At 32.5% G+C, this 24,811-nt stretch carries 19 protein-coding genes and 4 pseudogenes; 13 read left to right on the forward strand and 10 right to left on the reverse strand.

From position 1 onward, the window contains the following. Positions 1-796 precede the first annotated feature (796 nt). Complete coding sequence (locus AZF08_RS23910; RefSeq protein ID WP_033677624.1) at positions 797-2,326, forward strand: thiol-activated cytolysin family protein; 1,530 nt, start codon at positions 797-799, stop codon at positions 2,324-2,326. A 226-nt stretch (positions 2,327-2,552) separates the two neighbouring features. On the opposite strand, the gene AZF08_RS23915 is transcribed toward AZF08_RS23910, so the two are convergent. Beyond that, on the reverse strand, positions 2,553-3,326 hold the full coding sequence (locus AZF08_RS23915; RefSeq protein WP_033677622.1) for a Cof-type HAD-IIB family hydrolase: 774 nt from the start codon (positions 3,324-3,326) through the stop codon (positions 2,553-2,555). Between the two features lie 475 nt (positions 3,327-3,801). Here AZF08_RS23915 and AZF08_RS23920 point away from each other — a divergent pair. From AZF08_RS23920 to AZF08_RS23935, 4 genes and pseudogenes are all read left to right on the forward strand, one after another. Beyond that, positions 3,802-4,466: pseudogene (locus tag AZF08_RS23920) on the forward strand (DUF1801 domain-containing protein). Between the two features lie 612 nt (positions 4,467-5,078). Beyond that, entirely contained in the window at positions 5,079-5,570 is a 492-nt protein-coding gene (locus AZF08_RS23925) for a DUF2975 domain-containing protein (protein WP_033677621.1), read from the forward strand. Positions 5,571-5,580: 10 nt separating this feature from the next. After that, positions 5,581-5,802: a helix-turn-helix domain-containing protein gene (locus AZF08_RS23930; protein WP_033677620.1), complete on the forward strand. Its 222-nt coding sequence runs from the start codon at positions 5,581-5,583 to the stop codon at positions 5,800-5,802. Positions 5,803-6,038: 236 nt separating this feature from the next. Beyond that, positions 6,039-8,450 carry a PAS domain S-box protein gene (locus AZF08_RS23935; protein WP_033677619.1) on the forward strand — a complete coding sequence of 804 codons (2,412 nt, stop codon included), beginning with the start codon at positions 6,039-6,041 and terminating at the stop codon, positions 8,448-8,450. A 71-nt stretch (positions 8,451-8,521) separates the two neighbouring features. Here AZF08_RS23935 and AZF08_RS31605 read toward each other — a convergent pair. From AZF08_RS31605 to hfq, 3 pseudogenes are all read right to left on the reverse strand, one after another. After that, positions 8,522-8,629: pseudogene (locus tag AZF08_RS31605) on the reverse strand (IS6 family transposase); the annotation flags it as partial. Positions 8,630-8,777: 148 nt separating this feature from the next. Then, a pseudogene (locus tag AZF08_RS31610) lies at positions 8,778-8,933 on the reverse strand (IS110 family transposase); the annotation flags it as partial. 180 nt (positions 8,934-9,113) lie between these two features. After that, a pseudogene (hfq, locus tag AZF08_RS29300) lies at positions 9,114-9,286 on the reverse strand (RNA chaperone Hfq). A gap of 336 nt (positions 9,287-9,622) precedes the next feature. On the opposite strand from hfq, the gene AZF08_RS23940 reads away from it, so the two are divergent. Together AZF08_RS23940 and csaA are read left to right on the forward strand one after the other, a co-directional pair. Further along, positions 9,623-11,257, forward strand: coding sequence for an FAD-dependent monooxygenase (locus AZF08_RS23940; RefSeq protein WP_033677617.1), 1,635 nt, complete (start codon positions 9,623-9,625; stop codon positions 11,255-11,257). A 429-nt stretch (positions 11,258-11,686) separates the two neighbouring features. Continuing rightward, positions 11,687-12,019 carry a chaperone CsaA gene (csaA, locus tag AZF08_RS23945; protein WP_033677616.1) on the forward strand — a complete coding sequence of 111 codons (333 nt, stop codon included), beginning with the start codon at positions 11,687-11,689 and terminating at the stop codon, positions 12,017-12,019. 226 nt (positions 12,020-12,245) lie between these two features. Here csaA and AZF08_RS23950 read toward each other — a convergent pair whose 3' ends face one another. Next, positions 12,246-12,965 carry a class I SAM-dependent methyltransferase gene (locus tag AZF08_RS23950; RefSeq protein ID WP_033677614.1) on the reverse strand — a complete coding sequence of 240 codons (720 nt, stop codon included), beginning with the start codon at positions 12,963-12,965 and terminating at the stop codon, positions 12,246-12,248. A gap of 499 nt (positions 12,966-13,464) precedes the next feature. On the opposite strand from AZF08_RS23950, the gene AZF08_RS23955 reads away from it, so the two are divergent. The 4 genes from AZF08_RS23955 to AZF08_RS29305 all read left to right on the forward strand — a co-directional run bounded on the left by AZF08_RS23955 (position 13,465) and on the right by AZF08_RS29305 (position 16,288). After that, positions 13,465-14,409: a glycerophosphodiester phosphodiesterase gene (locus AZF08_RS23955; RefSeq protein WP_033677613.1), complete on the forward strand. Its 945-nt coding sequence runs from the start codon at positions 13,465-13,467 to the stop codon at positions 14,407-14,409. Positions 14,410-14,728: 319 nt separating this feature from the next. After that, positions 14,729-15,574 carry a hypothetical protein gene (locus AZF08_RS23960; protein WP_407639508.1) on the forward strand — a complete coding sequence of 282 codons (846 nt, stop codon included), beginning with the start codon at positions 14,729-14,731 and terminating at the stop codon, positions 15,572-15,574. Positions 15,575-15,744: 170 nt separating this feature from the next. Further along, positions 15,745-16,140: a VOC family protein gene (locus AZF08_RS23965; protein WP_033677608.1), complete on the forward strand. Its 396-nt coding sequence runs from the start codon at positions 15,745-15,747 to the stop codon at positions 16,138-16,140. 25 nt (positions 16,141-16,165) lie between these two features. After that, entirely contained in the window at positions 16,166-16,288 is a 123-nt protein-coding gene (locus AZF08_RS29305) for a DUF1634 domain-containing protein (RefSeq protein ID WP_407639505.1), read from the forward strand. Between the two features lie 437 nt (positions 16,289-16,725). Here AZF08_RS29305 and AZF08_RS23970 read toward each other — a convergent pair whose 3' ends face one another. Together AZF08_RS23970 and AZF08_RS23975 are read right to left on the reverse strand one after the other, a co-directional pair. Then, on the reverse strand, positions 16,726-17,403 hold the full coding sequence (locus tag AZF08_RS23970; protein WP_033677129.1) for a YdcF family protein: 678 nt from the start codon (positions 17,401-17,403) through the stop codon (positions 16,726-16,728). Positions 17,404-17,487: 84 nt separating this feature from the next. Then, positions 17,488-18,357 (reverse strand): LysR family transcriptional regulator, encoded by an 870-nt coding sequence (locus AZF08_RS23975; RefSeq protein WP_033677126.1) that lies wholly within the window; start codon positions 18,355-18,357, stop codon positions 17,488-17,490. Between the two features lie 107 nt (positions 18,358-18,464). Between AZF08_RS23975 and AZF08_RS23980 the strand changes: the two genes are divergently transcribed. Continuing rightward, positions 18,465-19,694: an MFS transporter gene (locus AZF08_RS23980; RefSeq protein WP_033677124.1), complete on the forward strand. Its 1,230-nt coding sequence runs from the start codon at positions 18,465-18,467 to the stop codon at positions 19,692-19,694. Positions 19,695-19,798: 104 nt separating this feature from the next. Here the strand turns inward: AZF08_RS23980 and AZF08_RS23985 are convergent, their stop codons facing one another. Continuing rightward, entirely contained in the window at positions 19,799-20,047 is a 249-nt protein-coding gene (locus AZF08_RS23985; protein ID WP_033677121.1) for a hypothetical protein, read from the reverse strand. 286 nt (positions 20,048-20,333) lie between these two features. Between AZF08_RS23985 and AZF08_RS23990 the strand changes: the two genes are divergently transcribed. Continuing rightward, entirely contained in the window at positions 20,334-21,461 is a 1,128-nt protein-coding gene (locus tag AZF08_RS23990; protein ID WP_033677119.1) for a serine hydrolase domain-containing protein, read from the forward strand. Between the two features lie 64 nt (positions 21,462-21,525). On the opposite strand, the gene pepF is transcribed toward AZF08_RS23990, so the two are convergent. Beyond that, a complete protein-coding gene (gene pepF / locus AZF08_RS23995) occupies positions 21,526-23,313 on the reverse strand; it encodes an oligoendopeptidase F (protein ID WP_033677117.1) in 1,788 nt (595 codons plus the stop codon). Positions 23,314-23,441: 128 nt separating this feature from the next. Further along, positions 23,442-24,233 (reverse strand): arylamine N-acetyltransferase family protein, encoded by a 792-nt coding sequence (locus AZF08_RS24000; RefSeq protein WP_033677115.1) that lies wholly within the window; start codon positions 24,231-24,233, stop codon positions 23,442-23,444. Positions 24,234-24,811 lie beyond the last annotated feature (578 nt).

Here is a 24,811-nt window from a genome sequence, read left to right on the forward strand (position 1 = left end):
ATATCTTCATTTTAATTATATTTTTATGATTAATCATCGTTAAAAAGACGGAGGATTTTTGCAACTTTTGAGTGATATATAAAATCTAAGACAGGGAAAGATAATTTTATATTCTAGTAAACCATTTGAAATAGCATAAATGTTTTTACAACGATCAAATGGAAAATGATTATAATTCAGGATATTCAGATGAAAAGGGATCCATAACGGGTTCCTTTTTTATATTTTACTCTCCTATTTTGAAACGAGTCATATGGGACACTTTAGGGGACTGTTACATCAGGTTCAATGCATTATCCCAATAAGATTTACTCTATTGGGATGAATTTAAAATATATACGATTCAAAAACCAGTTAAAATATGGAGTGTTTCTTATTTAAAAAAGTAAAAAAACAACGTGGAGTCGCTAATAGATTAGGATTTGCCATATAAATTTCTTACTTGCGTTTTCCAGAAAGACCATTATCTGCGAATGAAAAATATGATTAATGTTACTCTTATTAACAATGTAAAGGGAACTTGCTACATTCTTATATGTAATATTGCATATAAGAATGTATTGATAAAAATGTAAGCGCTTACTATAATGAAAGCATAAAGATAAATCACATCTTAGCAACAACAAAAGAGGAGGAAATAATATGACAATCGCAATGACAATTTTAAAATTTGTAGGTGGAGCACTTCCATTAGTTCAAGAACTTTTAAAAGCATTTATGTAAGCTCACTATTTAGCAATTATTTATAAATAATTATCATATCTTAATACGAAAAAAAAGGAAGGGATTTGTTTTTTTGAAAATTACGAAAAATACTAAAGGAATAAAATTCCTAACATGTTTATTAGTTAGTTTATGCACTATTAATTATTCATCTATTTCCTTCGCGGAAACACAAACAGGTAATTCAGCTGATGCAATAAGAAATGCTAGTGGCATTGATACTGGCATAGCAAATCTAAAGTATAATAATCAAGAGGTTTTAGCAGTAAATGGTGATAAAGTAGAGAGCTTTGTTCCGAAAGAAAGTATAAATTCAAATGGTAAATTTGTAGTAGTTGAACGTGAGAAAAAATCACTTACAACTTCACCAGTTGATATTTCGATTATTGATTCTGTGGCTAATCGTACTTATCCAGGAGCAGTACAATTTGCAAATAAAGCTTTTGCAGATAATCAACCTAGTTTATTAGTGGCTAAGAGAAAACCTTTGAATATTAGTATAGACTTACCTGGCATGAGAAAAGAAAATACAATAATTGTCCAAAATCCAACATATAGTAATGTGTCTGGAGCAGTAGATGATTTAGTATCTACTTGGAATGAAAAGTATTCAAAAACACATACGTTACCTGCAAGAATGCAGTATACAGAATCTATGGTTTATAGTAAATCTCAAATAGCAAGTACTCTTAATGTTAACGCTAAATATCTTGATAATGGGCTGAACATTGACTTTAATGCGATTGCAAACGGAGAGAAAAAAGTGATGGTTGCGGCATATAAGCAAATATTTTATACCGTAAGTGCAGAACTACCTAACAATCCATCAGATCTTTTTGATAATAGTGTTACTTTTGGTGAGTTAACTCGTAAAGGGGTAAGTAATGCGGCTCCGCCTGTTATGGTGTCAAATGTAGCTTATGGCAGAACAATTTATGTGAAATTAGAAACAACATCTAAGAGCAAAGATGTACAAGCTGCCTTTAAAGCCTTAATTAAGAATAACAGCGTCGAAACGAGTGGACAATACAAAGATATTTTTGAAGACAGTACTTTTACCGCTGTAGTATTAGGTGGAGATTCAAAAGAGCATAACAAGGTTGTTACAAAAGATTTTAATGAAATACGAAATATCATTAAAGATAATGCAGAATTAAGTCCTAAAAATCCAGCATACCCAATTTCATATACAAGCACTTTCTTAAAAGATAACTCAACTGCTGCTGTTCATAACAATACAGATTATATTGAGACTACAACTACAGAATATTCCAGTGCTAAAATGACGCTTGATCATTCTGGTGCATATGTTGCTCAATTTGATGTATCTTGGGATGAATTCTCATATGATCAAAATGGAAAAGAAGTACTAACCCATAAAACTTGGGAAGGAAGCGGCAGAGACAAAACTGCTCATTTCTCTACAGTCATACCACTTCCACCGAATTCAAAAAATGTAAAAGTCGTAGCGAGAGAATGTACAGGTCTTGCATGGGAATGGTGGAGAACAATTATTAATGAACAAAATGTTCCATTAACAAATGAAATAAAAGTTTCAATTGGAGGAACAACATTATACCCAACTGCTAATATTAGTCATTAGGTAAAAGTGAAGCGCCCTGTTTACAGGGCGCTTTTTTACTTGGTCGCAAATATATCATACTCCTCTAATTGGAGAGTCAACATACTGTCCCATTAAAAAAATGTTTTAGACTATAGAAAAAAGTATTAGACTGTTAAAAAATAGTTGTAGACTGAAAAAGTGTTTTCTGTACATGAAAGCACCTTTTTAGTATGCTCACCTAGAAATTGGGAAACGAACTAGATTCTTAAATAATCCCACATTTTCTCAGTGCATAATCGATTCCGTCTTCACTGGACTTTTTCGTGACGAAATCTGCAACTGCTTTTAATTGTTCATTGCCAGTTCCCATAGCAATCCCTAGTCCTACTAATTCCAACATGTCTATATCATTTCCACCATCTCCAAACGCAATAGCTTCTGATTTATCAATGTCAAAATACTGTAAGACTTTTTTTATTGCTAAAGATTTGGATACTTCTTCTTGTAATACATTTAAAATAAAAGGATGCCATCTAATAAACTTAAGATGTGGGAACTTGTGGATGTATTTCTTCACCGTTTCATCAGTAGCATACAAACACATTAAGTAGACCTCTTGATTATAAATATGTTTATTTATAGTTGGATAATCATTTAATGACAACGTTTCACTCAATGCTGCTAGTATTTCTTTATCTTTTATACCATTCATACTAAAATCTTCTGTAAAGAATGATAGCCCGTTATTTTCAACATAAGCAAATTCAACCACTTCACGAATAATGTTTTTATCCATTGGTACTTTATGAAGAACTTCTTGATTGTGCTTCACATAAGCTCCATTCGCTGTGATAAACGTATCTACTCCTAATTTTCTTATTTCATTGCACATGGATAACGGTCTTCCTGTTGCTGCAACTACCCTTAATCCTTTATTTTTCAGTGCTTTTATAGCTTCTTTAGTATTATCTGAAATATGACCATTTTCATGGTGTGTAAGGGTTCCATCAACATCAAAAAATACAATTCTATAATCCATAAGATAGCTCCTTTAATAATTAATAAATAAGTTAGAAGGTAATTAACTAAAATTAAAAATAATCAAAAAAATACACATTCTTATTATATTTAATTTATTTAGATAAAAAAATATTAAAGAGATACAAAATAAATTACTAAATTTACATCTTACTTTGCCTGGTAATCATACTTGTCTCAATAGAACACACCCTATTATCTAGTCTAATACTTTATTTTAATAATACTTCTTTTCCCGAAATAAAAACTATTCATTAGTCTAAATCCTTATTTTATTAAAACACGAATATAAGAATAGAGAAATCCCATTAAACTAGCGATACTCAGTCTAAAATATTTCTTTAATCAAACATTTAGTATTTGTTATGGTATTTTGTTTTTGGTAAAGTCAAAAAGTGACAGAAAGAATTGGAGGAATTGAGCATGATCATTCTTGACTGTCAGCTAATCGGAAAATTGAAGAGGGGTGTTCCTTGGTGACAAATAGTGGAATGAATCCTAAAGTTGATGAATTTTTAAGTAAAGCCAAAAAGTGGAAGGGAGAATATGAGAAGTTGAGAAATATCGTTCTTGACTGTGAGCTGACCGAAGAATTTAAGTGGATGCATCCTTGTTACACGTTTGAGAAAAAAACATAGTTTTAATACATGGATTTAAAGAATATTGTGCGCTTCTGTTTCACAAAGGTGCCTTGTTACAGGATGCCCATGGGATTCTAATCCAACAAACGGAGAATGCACAGGCGGCGCGCCAGATTCGGTTCACCAATGTTCAAAAAATAGTTGAAATGGAAATCATCTTAAAAGCCTATATTTATGAAGCTATTGAAGTTGAAAAAGCCGGTTTGGAAGTGAAATTTATAAAGCATAAAGAATTCATAATTCCTGAAGAACTTCAAAATAAATTCGATGAAATCCCTGCGTTGAAAACTGCTTTTGAAGCATTGACGCCGGGACGGCAAAGAGCATACATTCTTTATTTTTCTCAACCCAAACAATCCAAAATTCGAGAGATAAGGTTTAGGAAATATATCCAGAAAATTCTCGATGGAAAGGGATTAAATGATTGTACTTGTGGGCTATCTCAAAAGCAGCCCAACTGTGACGGCTCGCACAAGTCATTCGATAAGAAAATAAATTAATCAAACTTTAAGATATTACCTCACTTTGAGTTCATTCGAACTCCTTTTAGATCGCAGGTAACACTCAATCAAATAATTTAAAATGGAAAAAATAGAAAAGTGATTTGTAGAGTATAAGCAAACTACCGTATAACAGGCTTACGCATTACCGGTTAAGAAAAGAAAAATACTGCACACAAAAGTGTACCCTTTGGCTTTTTGCTGAAAGGTGCACTTTTCTTGAACAAGCCAATCTAAAAAAATCGGTTCCTTTAGCGTACAAAATTCCCGAAATGTTGGCGGTACCCCATGCCCATCAAGCTAAGATTTTGAAGTACCCCCAAAACAAATTTTTCACCTCTCTACAGTTATTTATGATAATCTAGTTCCGTTCTTCATTTTGAAGAAAAACTAATTTTTTAACTTGATGACGATGTGATGGAATTCCATAATAGGATTATTTAATGGATTAATTGAGATAAAGATCAGGATAGTTAGAGGAACGCTTTTTATCTTTGTCTAAAATCAAAGAGATTATCAATAAAAAATCAATGAAATATGATAAGTATTTATTGGAAAACGATAAATAACGTGTTAGTATCAAATTGAAAAAAAATAGGAGAGGTGCTTTTTATGAAATATAAACAAAGTTCAACAATTTTTTTAAAAGTAGTTATTTTTCTTATTGGCATTGCAGTACTTGCTGTGTGTATATTTGGGTTGCCTGGGGTAGCAAGTAGAGATGCAGCAGCACATCCCGAGACTGCTTACTTGCAATATCCCTTTTTAGTATATGCGTATGTACTGTGTATTCCATTTTATGTTGCCTTGTATCAAGCATTTAAACTTTTAACCTACATCGATAAGAATATGGCTTTCTCGGAATTATCTGTTAGAGCTTTGAGGTATATAAAGTACTGTGCAATCACAATTAGTATCTTAATTGTAGTAGGAATAATGATATCCGGAGCTATATTTTATGGCAGTGAAGATATAACAGGTATTATAATGCTGGCACTAATAAGCATTTTTGCCTCAAGTGTAATTGCAACCTTTGCGGCTGTTCTTCAAAGGCTTTTACAAGAAGCTATTGATATAAAGTCAGAAAATGATTTAACGGTCTGAGGTGAAAAACATGGCAATTATAATCAATATTGATGTAATGATAGCTAAAAGGAAAATGAGCGTTACAGAACTTTCGGAGAGGGTTGGAATAACGATGGCTAATCTTTCTATATTGAAAAATGGAAAGGCAAAAGCGATTCGATTATCAACTTTAGATGCGATTTGTAAGGCTTTAGAATGTCAGCCTGGAGATATTTTAGAATACAAAAGTGACGAAGACACTCAAGGATAATAAAGTATAGAAAACAAATTTATTCAACAATCGAGCGCTTTTCTGAAGTAACTAAAGCCTAATTTCTCACTTATAACACCCGAGAAATTAGGCTTTTTATATTTGTATTCCCTTAATATTGTAAATTCGGGTTTTGCTGGTGGTACCCTATCGCTAGCTGTACCAGAACCGTTTACGTTATTTGTAGGATTTTATTCTTTTTTGTCGAATATACTTAATGTAAGGAGGGACATTACATGATTATCAAAGACTATTTTATTAATCTTTCTATTTTTGCTTTACTAGTTAGTGCAGCCATATTTACTCAAGTATTTATAATTAATTCCAGGAAATATTTCGAAAAATTCTATGGAGGAATTATCGCAGTTACTTTGATGTTCTTTTCTTTTCCGTACATGGGATTTTCATACGATCTCCGTGTTGTTCCTCTTATTCTTTCTTTTATTTACTTTGGTCGCACTGCGGGTTGGATTACATTAATAAGTATTATTATAATGCGCATCTTTTACATTGGAGGGTATTGGGAACCACCTGTGATTGCTTATTTAGGTATGGGTATTCTGTTTACTATTTTTAAAACATATTTCAAAAGCCTTCATCCTTTTAAAAGTGCACCTCTATATTTTTCTGTTTTTGTGAGTATGAAGTTGTTAGTAGGTGTATTCTTTATAACTACAGTGCTTTACACTCCAGGTTTATTATATATAGCTTTAGGACTTTTAATCGGGCTTTTTCTTATGGAAGCTTACCAAAGATTATATTACTTAACACAGGATTTATCTAAAATGAATCAAAAATTAAAAAAATCGAAGCAAGAACTCAAAGATACCGTACATGAACTTCAAGGAGGTATCTTTAAGTTTAAAAAAGTGGATAAACATTTTATACACACTTTGTGTGATGGACAGTTTTATTATCAAAAAGGATTTTATTCCGAACAAGTGGTAGGAAAAAGTTTACGCACCATTGATGCTTCTATTATTCCTTCCCATTTAGTTCCCCAATTGATGAAGTATTATCTACAAGCATGGGAAGGGGAAGAAATTATATTCGAATTACCCTGGCCAAATGATAAAACTATTATTCTCATTGCGCTTAGGCCAATTAAACGAAATGGACAAGTTATTGAAGTTGTTGGTTCTACAGTCGATATAACTGAAAGGAAAAAGATAGAATCAGAATTAAGAGCGACCAAGGAATTACTGGAATCATTTGTGAATCACAACGCAGATGCTATCACCATATCTGATCGAGAAGGACATATTTTACAAGCTAATAAAGCTTATGAAAAGATATTTGGTTGGTCATCACACGAAATCATAGGTAAGAGATTGCCTTGTGTGCCTGATTTTTTAATGGACGAATCATTGGATAATATCCAGAAAATTCTCGCAAGGGAATCTGTAGTTACTAGATTAGAAACCGTTAGACAACGTAAAGATAGAAGTCTTCTTGATGTCAGTCTGACAATTTCACCTATTCTAGATGTAAGGAGGAATGTGATAGCTTTATCTGCAATATGTAGAGACATTTCCGAAAGAAAACAAGCAGAAAGAGAACGGTATAGATTACATCAACAATTAAGAGATAGTGAAATGAAATATCGTGCACTAATCGAACAAGCAACTGATGCAGTATATGTTGTAGAGTTGAATGAGGATCAAGTTCCAAGTCGATTTATTGAGGTGAATCCTGTTGGGTGTAACAGATTTGGATATAGTAGAGAAGAGCTTCTCTCAATGCCATTTCCCAATACTGTACCACAAGATTCTCCAATTATCATACAGTTGTTAGAAAAAATTAGAGAGGGACAGACTTCTTTCACTTTGCAAGATGAACATATTTTTCCGACAGGAAAAAAAATAACCACTGAGTTTAGTGTTCGTATTTTTAACTTGAATGGCAAAAAAGTTTTCTTAAGTATCTCTCGTGATATCACTGAACGGTTAAAAACAGAAGAATTATTACGGAAATCTGAAAAACTTGCTGTGGTAGGACAATTAGCCACTGCAATAGCTCATGAAATTAAGAATCCATTAACCGCAATGAAAGGGTTTATGCAATTATTAAAATCAACGGAAAATGAAAATAATCAGCGTTATATAAATATAGTATCATCAGAGATTGAGCGTATAGAAAATATCACCAATGAATTTATGACAGTAGCCAAGCCACAGGTGATAAAGATACAACCTAATGATATTAGTTTGCTAATTGATCAAGTTTTAATACTACTTCAACCTCAAGCAATGATGAATAATATACAAATTAGAACAGATTTTACACCTGGCATTCCATTGGTACCCTGTGAAGCAAATCAATTAAAACAAGTATTTGTTAATATCTTAAAAAATGCAATTGAATCCATGCCGATGGGGGGAGAAATTCTGATTCAAATCGATAAACTTGATAATGATCAAATAGGCATTCGTTTTATTGATCAAGGATGTGGGGTTCCCAAAGAACGTATACCATACCTTGGAGAACCTTTTTATAGTATTAAAGAAGATGGTATTGGTTTAGGATTAATGATCTGTTATAAAATTATTGAAACACATCACGGAAAGATATTTATTGAGAGTGAAGTGAATAAAGGAACAACAGTTGAAATTACTCTCCCGACGGTAGGAACTACAAAGATAGTCTAATGAATTAGAAACTGGGTTCTGTTGCAAAGTTAGCTGAAATGTAAAAGATCTGTGGTTGAAGAAGACAAATTTTATGCAGGCATCAATAATTTCTGTAATTCATTATACGTCGAAAAAACGGAGTTTGGTTGAAGACTCCGTCTTTTTTTATATAGGGCATGAATGGTTTCGATTCCTTTTCTTACGATTAGTCAATTGTTTTTCAGAGTTCTAATTCATTAAATGTCAGAGATTTTATGTCAATTATATTGCAAACCAAATACCCCTAATATGTGTTCATTTTTTTACTAGGGGGGAGAATATGATATGATGAATGAAACTATGATTTCAGGCCGTTAACCGATAATCATAGTGTATATTATGTGTAATGAGATAGAAGAGGAGCTTCAATAACTTATTTAAACATGCAATGGACGCAACTTTATGACATTTGTTATAAGGTTGCGTTTTTAGTTTATCGTAATACTCAACAATATGATTTTGTTTCAAATCCACAACAAACAAACTTTTTTGCAAACATCGTGACTTTAATTCAAATCAACATATGATAAGGATTCTGCAACAGGAAACAACAAATATATAAACAAGAAAAAGAATACTTATATTATAGCTTATATATCTATAGTGTAATATCGAGAAATATTTACATACATCTAGTATGTATTACGTAGCAATCGTTGAAATGGCTTGTTTGTAAACTAATTGCTGCTTATCATGAGCCATCATAAGAACAGTGAATTTATCTATCGCAAGGATCTCCCCACGGATTGGAACTCCATTTTTTAAAAACACAGTAATCTACCTTTTTTCTCTTTTAGGGGTTCGACCGCATGCATATCAACTTAAGAAAAGTAAACACCCCCAAAACGATAAAAATGAGCTGAATTCTCATAAATAACTGTAGAGACATAAAATTTTCGTTTTGGGGATAGTTCAAATTCTAAGCTTGATAGATATGTGGCGGTATCCCAAAGTGGGTGATTACATTTCATGTTGTGAAATGTAATTTTATTAACATAGTAGGTTGAATAGGGGGGATTTTGGGGCGTACTCTATCTATATGATAAATTATTATGAAAAATAAGTCTACATTTTTCTGGATTTCCTTATTATAGTTAAACTACTGAGCTCAGTGAAAATGATGCACGTTCTATATGAAAGGAGCACTACACATGAGACCTATTCATGTTCCAGTTTTAATTATTGGAGGAGGTTTGACAGGTCTAACCTCTGCACTATTTCTTGCATATCACAAAGTTGATTATTTACTGATTGAGAGGCATCCTACTACTGCTATTCACCCAAAGGCGGGGGGGATTACCTTTCGTACGATGGAATTATTCCGAGAATTAGGGTTAGAAAAAAATATTCGCACCGCTGGAAAGCCACTGGAGAACTGCCGTGGAAGAATTACTGTAAATACAATGGCTGAGGCAGACCCTGAAGAATTAAAAAGGATAAGAATAGCTCATTCTGAAAGTGATAAAAGTATGTCTGAAACGATTAAAAAGATTAGCCCATCAAAGATAACGTCTTGTTACCAAATTACGTTAGAACCGATGTTGCTACAAGAGGCTAGGCGATTAGGTGGGGAGTTGTGGTTTAATCATGAACTGGTTTCTTATAAGCAGGATGATATAGGGGTAACGGCTATTGTACGGAATCGTGAGACGAAACAAGATCAAATTATCCATAGTAATTATTTGATTGCAGCAGATGGAGCAAAAAGTTCGATACGTAAACATTCAGACATTCCAACTACTGGTCGTGGTACTATAGGAGGCCATTATATAAACATTTATTTTAAAGCAGATTTAAGTGACTTCATCCAAGGGGATGCTTTCGGTTTCTCTATGATTTCAAACCCTGACGTCTTCGGTGCGCTTATTCCAGTCAATAATGGTGATCGTTGGATTTATCATGTAGCCTATAATCCTTTAAAAGGGGAGACACCTAAAGATTTTTCTATAGAGGATTGCCAACAAATCGTTCGAAAAGCCATTGGGAAGTCAAATCTTAATGTGGAAATATTAAGTATTTCACCTTGGGAAGCGACAGAAAATACAGCTGTACGTTTTCAAGATAATCGTGTTTTCTTAGTTGGAGATGCAGCTCATCTTATGCCACCGACGGGAGGATTTGGTTCAAATACAGGTGTTCAGGATGCACATAATTTAGCTTGGAAATTAGCTGCTGTAATACGTGGTCAAGCGAATCTTAAGTTACTAGAAACTTATCATGAGGAGAGGCATCACGTTGTACAATTAACCACGAATTATGCAAGTAGTATCTTGCTGCGAGCTATAAATAGAGACGCGGATAACTTGAATACTATGGATGGTTTAGCTGTTACTGTAGGTTATAAGTACTGTTCGGCAGCGATCATAGATCAAGATGAAACTCCATATACAATGGATATTTTAGAACTCAAGGGAAGACCGGGAACACGCGCTCCGCATATGTGGGGGACTTACCAAGGAAAGCGAATTTCAATACTTGATTTACTGGGGAGAAACTTTGTGCTATTTACTGGATCAGAACATGATTCTTGGTCAAGTGCTGCACGTACAGTTGCATCTCATTTGGGAATCAGTATTGAAGTGTATCGAGTTTCTCCGAAAGGGGATTTTGTTGATCGGGATAACATTTTTGAAATGCTATACGGAATTGATTCTGAAGGGGCAGTATTAGTAAGGCCTGATGGATTTATTGGTTGGCGTACAGAAGAAGCAGTGCTAGCACCCGATTTAGTACTTAAGGAAGTGTTGAATTGCCTACTATGCAATTCTTCTTTAAATGAGAAATAAAGGATATGGCAGCATACTTTTTCATTTTATAAATGTGCTAGAAAGAACCCCGCTCATTCTAAAATGAGTGGGGTTCTTTTATATTAACTTATGTATCTGTAAATGTGAAGATTGTACCTATAAGATCCTTAATTTGAAACGCATTTTTTAAGCGAGATAAGATGGTTTAGCGGTTAGAGACTTCGTATTTAAATATGAAATCTCTACGTATAAATCACTGGTATAACTTGTGGAAGTAAGAATATTTAAATATTTTGTGTTAAAATATGATTAACTTCCAGATGAAGAAGTTGTATTAAGACTTTCAATAGCTTATATGAAAGTAATTAGATAGTTATTCTTTCTTAACTGGGGCATGAATAAGTTCTTTCTTATAATGTTTCGCCTCAAGATGTACGATATTTTTAAAAATGAATAAGGAGTGGAACAATGGCAACGATTGAAGATTTTTTAAAATTAGACTTAAGGGTCGGTACAATTAAAAAAGCAGAATATCTAGAAGGTGCTCGTGTACCAGCAATTAAGTTAGAAATTGACTTTGGTGAAGAAATAGGGATCAAGGCATCAAGTGCTCAAATTACAAAAAGATACACACCAGAAGAAGTGATTGGTCGTCAAATAATAGGGGTTGTAAATTTTCCTCCTAGAAGGATTGCAGGATTTAATTCAGAGGTATTAGTACTAGGAGGTATTCCTGAAAAGGGAGATGTCGTATTATTGAATTCTGATATGCATGTACCAGATGGTACTTTTATTGGATGAGAAAAAGGAGTGGTAGTTTTACCAACTCCTTTTTCTCATCCAAAGAATTATGATGTGGGATCTTCAACATAAAGTAAAGTGCTACCCGTTGCTAAAATCTTTGTTTCCGGATATCGGTACCTGAAGATAAATAGACGCCTATTCCAATTAAGCAGGCTCCAAAAAGAAAAGTTAAATCTAAATGCTCATCAAGTAATAAAAAGCCTAATATACATCATTTTTTCTTTTATTTATATCCGATAGCAAGGTACATTTGCCCAATTTTGTTATGAGTTCTACTATATATGTACTCTTGAATATCTACAAATGCATCAAACTCGTTTTCTGGTTGAAATAAAGCCATCTGTTCATCTGAAAATGGAATTATATTTTTAATTTTAGTATACGGAAATATTGAATCCATTAATGATTTGAATTTTTCAGCTGGCATACTATTGTTCTTTAATTTAATTTTTTCTTGTTCGTTATAAAAAGATAAAAATTTAGTAAAAGAACAATCTGAATCCCAGGAAGAGATAATAACAAAACCTCTTGGTTTTAATAGATATTTAACTTTTTTTAGAAATTGTTCATACTTATCTGGGTTTACATGTGAAATGGTGCCCATCATACATGTGATTAAATCGAATGAATTTTCAGGGAAATCAAGCTCTGTTGCATCCATTTGAAATAGATTCACTCGATCGGAAATCCCTTCTTTTATAATATTACTAGAAGCAACTGATAGAGCTTCTTTAGAAATATCTATTCCAGTAACTTCATAGCCTTTTTTAGCAAATAAAATAGGGTATCTTCCAGTAGCTGTACCTATATCTAAGATTTGTGAAATATTTGGATTTTCATTTACAATGTTTAAAACACTTTTTAGTTCTAAATGCTTTTTTACTTCATCAGCGTTAGGCAGTTGCATATAAGTTTCATATCTTTTTTCATCATATTTAATCATATATATGTTCTCTCCCCTTAAGTGAAATAACTTTATTAATAGAATTATCTTACAACAAAAAAAGTTCATTTTATATAATTTGGGAGGCGCTAAAAATTTTCTCAATATAGGTTAGTGTATCGCTTTTTTGTTATATTATTTTATTGGAATTAATATGACAAAAAATATTCACAAAGTTTATAAGATTTGTTATGATTAAATCCAGCAAGTTAATAGAAGGCCGGAGATATTTGAGAAAAGCCATAAAACTGTTTGTGAATACAAATGTATTCACAAACGTTTTATGGCTTTTTGTTGAATTATGGGAACACAATAGAGACTGCTTCATAATAGGTTAGATATACAATATGGAAGGGATGATAGATAGAATCATAGATTAACTTTTATTTGTGAGATTGTAATTTTATTAGAGGCTTATAAGAATATTTAGGGCATTCTTCTATTTCGTGTAAATCTCATTAACTTGTTGAAATTTACAACGTGGGAAGGGTTTAAGATTATGAAAAAGATAATAAGTTTCTTGTTTATTTTCTTTACAGTAGGGAGTTTTCTTTATGGGGGCACTGTTGATGCGAAAGCAGATACAAAAAATAGATTAAACGCGAATAAATTTTTAAATATTGCGCATCGGGGAGCGAGTGGACATGCCCCGGAACATACATTCGCTTCATATGACCTTGTGAAAAAAATGAAAGCTGATTACTTAGAATTAGATATTCAATTAACAAAAGATGGTCAATTAATTGCGATGCATGATACTTCAGTGGACCGCACAACAAATGGAACTGGCGAAGTAAGAGAGAAAACATTAAGTGAAATAAAAAGTTTAGATGCAGGGTCTTGGTTTAATGCTACATATCCAGAGAAAGCCAAAAAGGAATATGTAGCTCAAAAAGTTCCAACGCTTGAAGAGATATTTCAAAAGTATGGAAGAAGCATGAAGTATTATATTGAAACGAAATCTCCAGATGTATATCCAGGAATGGAAGAGAAATTATTAGAGTTATTAAAGAAATATAATTTAATTGGTCAAAATATGTCTTCAAGTCGTGTGATGATTCAATCATTTAGTCAAGAGAGTTTAAAAAAGATTCATAGCATGAATCAAAATATCCCATTAGTTCAACTGCTTTGGTATTATCCGAATGAAAATAATGAGATTATTGAATGGTCAGGAGTTACTCATGCTCCTAAAGACGTAACAAATCAAGATCTTCGAGCTATTAAAGAGTACGCAGTTGGTATTGGACCAAACTTACGTAATGATAATGGAGAACTAATTATTGACGAAACTTATGTTAAAAAGGCTCGAAAAAATGGTTTGCTTGTTCATCCGTATACAATTAATGAAAAAGAAGATATGAGACTTTTAATTGGGTGGGGTGCAACAGGTATGTTTACAAATTATCCAGATCGATTACATAGTGTTTTAAAAGAAAAATAGCAATTAAATTGAAAGTGAATAAATGTAATGAGTGTATGGAGGCTATACTTTTTGGTATAGAAATCGGTGATTTTCTAAGAAACCTAAGTCAAATTCGATTGACTTAGGTTTTTTCTAGTCTTGGAGACTCAGTAACTATATTTATTATATATAGTTATATCTAATCTAAACATTCATAATAATGAATTTAATTTTTATAAAGATTAGCAATATTTACATAATAGAGTAGGGAGAGTATTCTTAACTTGCAACTAATATATATATAGGAGGATGCTTTATGATACGAACATTCTTTAAACAAATACTCGCATTACTTATAATGGTAGGATCAATAGCTATATTAGCTATTCCAGCTTTGGCGAGTGAATCTGATCAACAAGTTCCAGCTGGTTCAATTACTGGAAATAATAGCTTTGATACAGCAATGTCAATTGGATATTGGAAGTATAAAAATATTGATACAATTATCTTACCAGAAGGTCAAGATGCAGCTTACTTTACTTTTACTGCTAATGCGGGGGAACGAATATATGTGAGAAGTTCCTACCGGAATGAATATGAAGGAATGAAAATTGAATTATTTAACCAAAACCGCCAGAAGATTAGTAGTGGAGAAAATATAATAAATCGTAGTTCTCTTACTCCATTTATATATGCAAATGCAGATGCTACTTCCGCTAATCAAACGTTTTACATAAAGGTGAGTAGAGGTGCTAATAGTGGAACGATGTATTTTTCTTTATCTATTGAAGATCGTATAAAAACAGGAAGTGGAACATACCGTTTCTCAGGAAGTGCAACCAATAACGGGAATATTAAGTTAGATTTAAATGGTGTTGAGTCTTCTGTGATTATGATGGATTTAACAAAAGATACAACGATTCCTAAAGGCGCAATTGTGAAATCTGTTTCTACATCAAGTATACAATCACCAAATCAAGGGAATGTACATCATATGATAATGTCAAACCAAAATAATATTTGGAGCACGTCTATTGTTTCAAGTGCAACGAGTGGCTCATATAGAATTTCTTTACAAGATAATTTATTAGTAGCTAGTAAATGGAATTTTAAATATAATGCAAAGGCAACAGCAAAATCTACAATGTCTAATGTGAATGCAAGTATAAATTATGAGTACGATTTAACAGCGCAATTCAATTAACAGAATATGTAACTGCAAAAGAGATGGCTAAGGCTGTCTCTTTTTTATTAAACTGATTATTAAAAAATACAGGAAATACATTTTAAAATAAGAATTATTGTATAGAGCGGCAGGTAGTAAAAAAGTTACCGATTTTTGGTGGAGGATATATTAAAAAGGAGTGCTTTTAGATGAATATAGAACGTTTAGATCATCTTGTTCTCACAGTACATGATATTGAAGCTACATGTGAATTTTATAAAAGAGTATTAGGTATGACGGTTATCACCTTTCAAAATGGTAGAAAAGCATTAAAATTCGGTAATCAAAAAATTAATTTACATCAAGCAGGAAAAGAGTTTGAACCAAAAGCACAGGTTCCTACACCAGGGTCAGCTGATCTTTGTTTTATTACAAAAATACCTATGTTAGATGTTATGAATCATTTAGGTAAACAATATATTGATATTATAGAAGGACCAGTGAAAAGAACAGGTGCATTAGGGCCTATTGTATCTGTGTATATAAGAGATTTAGATGGAAATCTTATTGAAATATCAAATTATGGGTGCGATAGGGAAAAATAAAGTTTTAGCTTATAGTGGATAACCGGTGTTTCGTGTGGGAGTTTCACTTATCACTTTTTGGATTGAGAAGGATAGACTATATGTTATGATTACAGGAATTGTTTTTATCATATTAATGATTGGCTTTATGATTGGAAAAGTGGATTAATGAAACAATAATGTGAATGATAGCTGTATGAGGGAATAACGAGATATGTATGAATAAAAAATATAGCTGGACTTTCAGCTATATTTTTTATGGTCCTAACCTTTTAATCAATAAAGGTACTATTCAAGAAAGCGCTACTACTACATAATAACAAGAACGATGTCTGCAAAACATCTGGTAAGAAGTAGTATAAACACAAATTAAAAAACCGACATAAAGTCTAATTTTTTGGGTGGGAGAGAGGATCCGATCATGCATAGAAGCGGTCAGATCCTCTTCCAACCCCATGCCAAGTGAAAACAAAAGGAGAAAACGAGTGGAGATCTTCTTTTGTTTTCATAGCAGCGACTTATATGTTGAAAAATCAAAATGGATATATATAGTATAAAAGGCATGAAAAATGCTGATAGATTCATTATAACGGGCTCTACAAACGATTAGGCAAGATTATAGTAATAGGAAACATATTCCTCAAGTCCTGCAATCTCTTTTTCTGGCGCTTCAATCCCACCTTTTCTACCATAGCAAACATTTCTTATGTATTCTCCAAATACCATGGAACGACTTTTATCTTGCTCCATCCAGTTATCTCTAGTAATAACGAAATTATTATCGAAACTTGTATTGAATGTATAGGGGATAAACTTTATATGGCCGGGTAAATGTTTTTTTAGAGTTCGGTATTGTCGACCTGCCCCTAAACTTTTACATACAAATAATAAACTATTAATTTTCGTGAAGTCAAAAATTTTCTTAGCCTCAATTATATTCGCGATGGAATGTAATGAGGTCTTCTCATAAAATATGGAATCACTTGGAATGCCATGCTCTATTAATTTTGTAACAATTACTTCCGCTTCTGACATATTTCCATAGCTCCAGCTAGGGTGTTTCATTCCGTGTAAACTAGTGCCACCTGTAACGATAATTTGCTTACCTAAACCTTCTTGATAAGCTTGTAAAGGAGCTTTCCAATTTCCAGGATGAGAACCGCCAAATACAAAAATAGCATCACATTGTTGTATTGGTACTGTATTGAAAAAAGTGATATTTGTTATTTCTTCAATTTGCTTTTCTGTGAGGTGAGGGACCTCAGGGTATTTAGGAATTACCATTTTAAAACCTCCTGTAATAGAATTGTTACATCTATTATATGGTGATAAATGTGAAATGAAAAAGAGAAAACTTTTGTTTGAAATTTACTCTTTTATTGTACAGGGCGCATCTGTAATCATATCAATAAGCTTACGTAAAGCACTTGAATAAAAAGTATCTTTTCGCATGATAAAAGTAGTGGGTACCTTTGAAAAGCTTTCGGGTAAAGACGTTAGCGTAAAAGAATGTTCATGATTTTGTATAATAGATTTCATCATAATAGCGATGCCCATACCTGATTTTACACACGCTAAAATGGCTTCTATTGTTCCAAATTCTAATACTCGCTTTGGAAAAATGCCTTTTTCATGAAGCCATTTTTCTAATAGATTACGGTAATAACATCCTTGGCTAAATGCCAATAAATTCATTGTCCCCAAATCTTTAAAAGAAGATAAAGGTAGTTTACTAATAAGAACTAATTCTTCTTCTTGAAACAAGATAGAGCTGAGATCGTTATGATGAATACTTCCAGCGATGAATGCACCTTCAAGCTTTCGTTCCAAAACAAGTTGAATTAATTGTTCTGTTGAATGAGTTTCTAAAATGAATTCAACTTCGGGATATGTTTCATAATACGATGTCAATATAGAAGGAAGACGGACAGCAGTTGTAGATTCTGTAGCACCGATTTTTAATGTTCCTTTTGGCTGTGCGCCGTTGTTTTGGACAGCTTTAATAGATTGTTCCATTAAATGTATGATTTGTTTAGCGTATGCTAATAATATCTCTCCATTTGAAGTTAAAGAAACACCTTTTCCGTTTCGGTAAAATAATAGTGCCCCTAATTCATTCTCTAATTGTTTAATGCGCATTGTTACGTTGGATTGCACATAATTTAAGTTTTGAGCCGCACGTGATATATTTCCTTCCCTAGCTACTTCATGAAAAATGGTTAAGTCTTTTATGTCCATCGTTGCACCTCCTAAAGATATCAATTATTTTGATGTTTTTTATCATTAATACTCATTTTACATGATATCTGAACTTTCATACAATAATGGTATATGGGGGGATGGAATTGTTAAATCAAGAAGAAATCATGAAGTATGATAGTTCGTATAGATGGATTGTGCTAATGTTGGCAACAGTAACGCAGGCGAGTGCAACACTTATAACATATGGGGTAGGTCCGTTAGCATTTTTTTGGAAGGAAATATACAATCTTACTAATATGCAGATGGGGATGTTGTTAACTACTGTCAATATAGGTCCGCTCTTTTGTATGCTTTTTGTAGGGAGATTACTTGATCAATATAATGAACGGTTACTAATTGGAGTTAGTTCTATATTGCTTGGTGGATCTATTTTATTTATTAATATAGTAGAAGGATTCACTGGATTATTATTTGTTCTTGCGTTGGTTGGAGTTTTTTATAGTACCGCACAACCAGGGGGAAGTAAGGTGATTTTAAAATGGTTTCCGAAAGGAAATCGCGGGTTAGCTATGGGTATTAGGCAAGCAGGTATTCCTATAGGCGGTGCAGTAGCGGGAGCAATTGTTCCAATGATCTCTTTAAAGTTTAGTGTGTCTTGTACGATATATATTCTCTCAAGTATATGTATTGCAGGTGGTGTATTATTTTTAGTTTTTTATAGGGAGCCTTTCGCTCATAAAGAGTCCATACCAAATAACAAATTAATTTCTTTTTGGCAACAGCTAAAAGAAGTGATGCATAATAAGGAATTATATCCCGTTTTTTTTACAGGAATTTGTATGATTTCGTTACAAATGGTGTTAATTGGACACTTTATAAAATTTTTGATTACTGCTAAATCAATACCTCCAATTTTGGCAGGACAGATATTTTCGGTTACTTTGCTTTCGGGGATGATTGGACGAATTGTATTAGCAACAGTCAGTGATTTTTTCTATAAAGGTAATCGTCGAAAGCCATTATGTATTTCTGTATTAGCTACGTGTACTTTAATATTCATTTTGATGCTGAACATACATAATCTTTCGGTAGGGGAATTGTTTTTGTTTAGCAGTTTTTTAGGGTTCTTCGGTATTGGCTGGTTTAGTCTTTTTATGGTTGAAATTGCTGAAAAATCAAGGGAGGATTTAGTAGGAATCACAGTCAGCTTTGCACTTACACTAAATCAAATTGCTATTATCTTAGCTCCGCCTATTTTTGGATTTATAGTGGATATAAAAGGGTATAGCTGGGCATGGATGGGGATGACTATATTACTATTTGTTTCGGTAATAAGTTTGTTGGAGAATTTTAAAAAAATGTCATGTAAATGACATTTTTTTTGCAATATGCTGTATAATCAATTCTGAATTGAATTTTAAAAAAATGGTATTATGACATCAAGTGAAACTATAATCAGTAGGGGTAAAAAGCGAACTTAGTTTTTGTTACTATTTATTTTCCGCTCATTTCCTCTTTTGAAATTTCCGGTTATTTTGGCCATAATGAGCTGTCGTTCTTGTTCATTGTTGGCATAATTTATTTTATTTAAAAACTTTTCCGCTTCTTTTCCTGTTAAAATCATAATTTCTTTTCCGTAATATTCGATAAATACCATGTTATTTTTGTTAGTTCGATAATGGAATGGTTCATTATTTAATCGATTTCGCTTGTCAATGTTTTTCAATAGAAATCCTCTTTTTACATCATCGTATATGTTGATTGAAACGAATGTTACATAAAAAACAAAATTATAGTTAGATGAATCGGATTGTTGGGTGGAATTTTTGTAAGAAAGAAATACAATAGAAAGTGTTCGGAAAGTTAAAATAGAAGTTTGTGAACTGTAATAGTAATGTAATTCTTGAATAAAATTAAGTGAAAATCAAGGTCTTCTTTTGAATGAATAGAGATAGAATGAACTAATGAAAATAGAATAATATTTATAAACTGAATAAAAAGAGGGCTCCTGTATGTTTAAGAAATGTTTAATGGTTTTCTTTATTATGGCTATTTTATGTTTAAGTGTATATACGTTAATGCAAACAAATAAAAATAAAGAGCAGAATTTAAAGGCATTTTCAGATTCTAATAGTAAAGTAGAAAATGATAAACAAAAAATAGATATCAATCAGCAGAATCGTTATGCTGCGGCGGCGAAAAAATTAGATGCATACTTAAAAGAAAAAGGATTTAATGGCACTGTACTTGTGACGGATAGAAATAATGTGATTTTGCGAAAAGGATATGGCTATGCAAATATGAAAGATAAAGTCTTAACAACGCCAAGAACAAAATATCGTATTGGTTCTATAACTAAGACAGTAGTGGCAGTATCTATATTGCAGTTACAAGAAAAAGGAAAGTTAAGTATAGAAGAGAATGTGAATAAATATATTCCTTCATTCCCCGCGGATAAAAATATTACTTTAAGACATTTATTGACGCATACATCTGGACTACCTGAGCAGGGAAAGGGGAAAGTGGATGCAGCGTCACGCCAAAAATTAGTGACATGGATTGGTTCACAAAATCTTGAATTCCCTGCTGGAACAGGTTGGAGATATACAGATTATAATTATATGGTACTTGCTTATATCGTAGAAAAGATCTCTAAACAACCATTAGCTGAATATGTAAAAGAACATATTTTTACGCCGATTGGAATGGATGAATCTGGTATGGGTGCGAAATTCCCTGCGGACATATTTTTTGCAGAAGGTTATACAAAGAAAGATAATGAATTCGTCGCTACCCCTAAGTTAAGAATGAGCTGGTTATACGGTTGTGGTGAAATGTATACAACTGTAGAAGATATGAAAAGATTAGATGAGGCGATTATGACTGGTAAACTTCTTTCTAAACAAAGTTTATCCGATATGTTTACAATATCGCCAGCAAGGAAATATGGATTTAGTTTTTATATTTATCCAGATTATTACCACAATCATGGTGTATTAGCTGGATGGAATACATTTAATAATTTCAATTGGGATAAACGAATTTTTGTTATTCTTTTCTCTAATGTTCAAAACGGAATGACCGATGCATTTAATCAGGAATTTCGAAAGATGGCAAAAGATTTATTAGAAGGAAAATAAGTAATGCGTGTGTTCTTTATGGATATAAATAAGTTTGAAAAAAGCCTCTAATAGAGGCTTTTTTCTACAATGACGAGAATTCTTTAACTAGTTTATCAAAACGACCTAGCGCACTTTCAATTGGCGTTGGTGTAGTTAAATCTACACCTGTTTTCTTTAAAAGGTTAAGTGGATAATCTGAACTTCCACCTTTTAAAAACTCGATGTAATTTTGCTGTGCGATAGGATCACCGCTTAAAAGCTGATCTGCAATTTGAATCGCAGAAGCGAAGCCTGTAGCGTATTTATAAACATAAAATGGTCGGTAAAAATGAGGGATTCTAGCCCAGCCATATTTTACTTCTTCGTCGAATACGAGTGTATCTCCGTTGTACTCTCTAAATAAGTTCTCATAAACATCATTGAATGCTTGGGCATGTAATGGTTTACCTTGCTCTGCCATTTCGTGTGTAATCTTTTCAAATTCAGCAAACATAACTTGTGTAAAGAAGGTTCCTTTAAATTGCTCAATAAAGTGATTGATTAAATGCTTGCGTACGTCTGTATCTTTTGCTTCTTTTAATAGGTGGTGAATTAATAGTATTTCATTCACTGTAGAAGCGACTTCGGCTACAAAGATTGAATAGTGAGCGGAGATTCTCGGTTGGAAACCATGTGAATAATAGGTATGCATACCATGCCCGCATTCATGAGTCAGTGTAAAAAGACTATTTAAGTCATCGTTATGATTTAAAAGGATAAAAGGATGAACGCCATATACCCCGAAATTATAAGCACCAGAACGTTTACCAGGTAATTCTCTTACATCTATATAGCGTTTATCTTTAAAACCTTTAAGAGTTTGAAGATATTCTTCACTGAGTGGGAAAAGGGAAGTAAGCATGATTTCAAATGCTTCATCATATGGAATATCTTGATTTCCACCTTTTACCAAATTAACATTTAAGTCATATTGTCTTAATTCATCTAATTGTAATTTCTCTTTTCGTAAATGGTTATACGTATGTAGAGATGCAATGTTTTTTTTAGTTGTATCAATTAAATTATCATATACTTCTTTTGGAACCATATCACCAAATAGAGATTTTTCTAATGCGGATGGGTAATTTCTAATTTTTGAAATGGTAACATTATTTTTGATAGCCCCTGTTAAAGTAGAAGCTATAGAGTTTTTTAATTGAATGTAAGGTTGATAGTAAGCTTTGTAAGCTTCTTTTCTCTTATTTCTGTTTTCATCTTTAATTAACTTCGAGTACATTCCACGTGTTAAGTTCACTGTGCTTCCATTATCAGTTGTAACTTCTCCAAATGTAATATCTGCGTTGTTGAGCATTCCATATGTATGTTGAGGAGAAGAGAGGGCTTCGCCCATTTGAGATAAAATTTCTTCTTTGTCTTTATTTAAAACATGTTTCTTATAGCGATATAATTCAAATAAATCCTCTTTATAATACTGTAAGGCTTCGTTTTCTTCTATATAGGAATGTAATACTTTCTCATCTATACTAAGTAAGAATGGAGAAAAGAAGGAACGAGCTGCACTTAATTTAACATGTAATTGCGATGCCTTGTCTACAAGGGATTGTGCTTCCGTATCACGTGTATCAAGGTCTGATTGAAGTCTTGCATATGCATAAACTAAATTAAATAAACCTGATATTTCTTCACTTTTTTTTAAGTAAGCAAGTAGAGTTTTACTGTCATGGATATTTCCGTTAAACTCTTTTAACTCATTTGTTAATGTTTCGATTTTTTTATAGTCGTGTTCCCATTGTTCAATTGATTTATAAATATCCGTTAAATCCCACTTTTCTTGATCGGGTACATCTAATCTGTTTTGTAATTCGGTCATAATCATTTCCTTTCTAGATATGTATTTTGTATCTTCTATAATAACTATGAAATACAACAAATTGCAAAAAATCCCTGCTACAGTATAAAAAGTCTTGTCAAAAAGACAAGACTTTAGGATGTAATAGATTACAAGTGTATGCCAAATGTGGATTGTAATAAGTCTGCATATTGTTGTTCTGTAATGGATTCTTTTTGTTTTTTACCTTGCTTTGTTACGGTAAGGCTATCTTTTGTTAAAGAAGCATGCCCGTCAGGAGTTAGTTTCACAATAAGAGGTACTTTATTAAAAGGAGATTCTTCATGTTCTACAATTATTCTTTGTGCTTTATTTAATGTTGTTTCATCAACTTCTTCTATATAAAATGCATAACCTAATATCCAATCTTCAGATGAAGTGACATCTAGAAACTCATGATTTTTTCTCATCTCTAAAACATAGTTTCCTTTAGCAGTTGTTTCTTTTCGGATACGATAGTCTCCAGTAAAAGAATGAACAGTTTCACCAGAGAAAGGAACAGGTGAAAGGGGAAGATATGAACCGAAACCTACTTCAATTAAATAAAGTTCATTATTATGTTTTAAAACAGTTGCTATGTGTCCAGATTCAACAGCCCAGGTTGCGGATGCTGCATTATAAACTGTTCCTGATACTAAATGAACATCAAAACTGCAATCTTTAAGGAAGTAATACATAGCCGGATTTAATTCATAGCAAAGTCCACCACGGTTATTGACCAAGATTTTTTTTTGAAGATTTTCTTTTGAAATTTCTTTTACCGTACCTTGAATAATGTCTAAGTTTTCAAAGGGAACTACTTGTGCCATCGCATAAAGGATTTCATTTAAATCTTCAAATGAGATAGATTCTTTTTCTTTTATATTTAATCTGGAGAAGAATTGTTTTTGTAGTTCTGTCATGTGAATCACTCCTTATACATTTTCCTGCTCTACATGTAATTGTATCTAATGATGAGTAAGAAAACATCGGTAATACGTTGAATAAACGATCCGTATATATACTTACGACTAAAGTATAATAAGAAGAACATTGTAAAGCATGGCACCTTTACTTCTGTTGTAACATATAGTATGATGATTTTAATAAATTAGATTTCAATGAACATAACTATAAATTAATGAGAGGTGCTTTTTGTGAGTGCGGTAGGTTCTAAATAGGAAAAATTGAATGAAATAAATCTGATGATAAACAGGGGATTTTTTATATAATTCATACCCCTAATTTTGTTATGGATTTATTTCGATACCTATGAAGATACCTACAATACTTTATAAAGCGTGTAATGATGATGGGATAGCCCAAATGTTTTTTTGTGGTTTATTTCATTATATATGTATGTTACACATGCCTTGTAAATGTAAAAAGCTGCGGTATCTCCGCAGCTTTTTTTGTGTTTATTTTTTATCATATAAAAATGGTGGAACAAAACACCATGTCATAGTAATCGTTTAAATCTCATTGAAATCTAATGAGTAGG

This window comes from Bacillus gaemokensis, assembly GCF_001590835.1.
Taxonomy (GTDB): Bacteria; Bacillota; Bacilli; order Bacillales; family Bacillaceae_G; genus Bacillus_A; species Bacillus_A gaemokensis.

Coding starts and splice junctions, on each gene's coding strand:
- AZF08_RS23915 (WP_033677622.1), bottom strand. CDS start 3,326: ATGGATTATAGAATTGTATTTTTTGATGTTGATGGAACCCTTACACAC.
- AZF08_RS23925 (WP_033677621.1), top strand. CDS start 5,079: ATGAAATATAAACAAAGTTCAACAATTTTTTTAAAAGTAGTTATTTTT.
- AZF08_RS23930 (WP_033677620.1), top strand. CDS start 5,581: ATGGCAATTATAATCAATATTGATGTAATGATAGCTAAAAGGAAAATG.
- AZF08_RS23935 (WP_033677619.1), top strand. CDS start 6,039: ATGATTATCAAAGACTATTTTATTAATCTTTCTATTTTTGCTTTACTA.
- AZF08_RS23940 (WP_033677617.1), top strand. CDS start 9,623: ATGAGACCTATTCATGTTCCAGTTTTAATTATTGGAGGAGGTTTGACA.
- csaA (WP_033677616.1), top strand. CDS start 11,687: ATGGCAACGATTGAAGATTTTTTAAAATTAGACTTAAGGGTCGGTACA.
- AZF08_RS23950 (WP_033677614.1), bottom strand. CDS start 12,965: ATGATTAAATATGATGAAAAAAGATATGAAACTTATATGCAACTGCCT.
- AZF08_RS23955 (WP_033677613.1), top strand. CDS start 13,465: ATGAAAAAGATAATAAGTTTCTTGTTTATTTTCTTTACAGTAGGGAGT.
- AZF08_RS23960 (WP_407639508.1), top strand. CDS start 14,729: ATGGTAGGATCAATAGCTATATTAGCTATTCCAGCTTTGGCGAGTGAA.
- AZF08_RS23965 (WP_033677608.1), top strand. CDS start 15,745: ATGAATATAGAACGTTTAGATCATCTTGTTCTCACAGTACATGATATT.
- AZF08_RS23970 (WP_033677129.1), bottom strand. CDS start 17,403: ATGGTAATTCCTAAATACCCTGAGGTCCCTCACCTCACAGAAAAGCAA.
- AZF08_RS23975 (WP_033677126.1), bottom strand. CDS start 18,357: ATGGACATAAAAGACTTAACCATTTTTCATGAAGTAGCTAGGGAAGGA.
- AZF08_RS23990 (WP_033677119.1), top strand. CDS start 20,334: ATGTTTAAGAAATGTTTAATGGTTTTCTTTATTATGGCTATTTTATGT.
- pepF (WP_033677117.1), bottom strand. CDS start 23,313: ATGACCGAATTACAAAACAGATTAGATGTACCCGATCAAGAAAAGTGG.
- AZF08_RS24000 (WP_033677115.1), bottom strand. CDS start 24,233: ATGACAGAACTACAAAAACAATTCTTCTCCAGATTAAATATAAAAGAA.